This is a genomic window from Moorena sp. SIO3I6 (assembly GCF_010672095.1).
Genome location: NZ_JAAHHU010001677.1, coordinates 1 through 1078 on the forward strand (window position 1 = coordinate 1; position 1078 = coordinate 1078).

A 1078-nucleotide genomic window follows, 5' to 3' on the forward strand; every position below is an offset into this window, starting at 1 on the left:
TGCTTAGTGCTATAATAGAGATTTATATCATTTCAGGGTAATTACCCTTAATAAAAATCTCCCCCATCTCCCCATCTCCCCATCTCCCCACACCGCTCCGCGCCCACTCCCCTTAATTATGGGTATTCAAATGGATTTGATATTACTGGGTAAATCCTGAATTGATCAACCTGTGACACTGGTAAGCGATCGCGTTTCAGTGGATACCTTCTTCTGGCTGTCAACCGGGGGCTGATTAGGTGGTGACTCGTTCTCAGCCTTCAAACCCAGAGTAAAGGATTTATCAACATAGATACCTTTGGAGTCCGTGCGACGGACAATCACGGTATGGCTGGTATCTGTTTTGAAATCCATCAAGGTTTGCTCGGTAAGGGCTAGTTTATTCTCCGTCAACATAAACCGCCCGCCAGCATTATCAATTAATGAGTAAGTATACCGTTCTCCTGTTTTTGGGTTAGTCGGGGATAGGATACCAACTACAGTTCCTGGTTTCATCTGCTCAGGGATAGGTTGATCAGCGTGGTCAGGCTTTTGGGCTGTTTGGCGGACATTTTCCTGACTTGTGCTGGTAGCTTGGTGATGCTTAAGGTCAGCTAAGGTAGCGTTTTGAGCAAGGCGATACAGGTCAGTAAAGAAGTTATTGAGAGGTTGAATCCGACCCTGAGCTGCTTCAACTTCAACTATATTACTATTGGTCAATTTTTGAATAACGGAGGATATAGAAGGGTGCTTAACACTGTAGAGACCTTCGGCAGAAGATTCCAAATATTCCAACACAGCTGATAAAGATAGATTAGTTTCACCCCTTGATCGTGGTGATTGTTTAAATTTAATCTGATCTAAGGGCAAGAACAAAGTAGAGGATTTAGCCAAGTTTAGCTTAGCTGTATTTTCCTTACTATCCTCAAATTGTATCGGTAAACTATTAGGGCTTATTGCCACTGGTCTGGTGAACAGAAGTAGACCATACTTCCCTAAGCTTAAGTCTTGATTGTTTTGGTCTACAGTTTCCTCTATAGCAACCGTTTTAGAAACTGTTTCAGGGGTTGAAGATTCCTCTATCTCGCTCTCACTGATG

General features: G+C 43.0%; 1 protein-coding gene. It reads right to left on the minus strand.

Annotation, left to right across the window (positions count from 1 at the left end):
• Positions 1 to 165: 165 nt before the first annotated feature.
• Positions 166 to 1078, minus strand: a 913-nt coding sequence (locus F6K49_RS52220; protein WP_293110933.1) for a hypothetical protein, incomplete at its 5' end; no start/stop codon positions are given.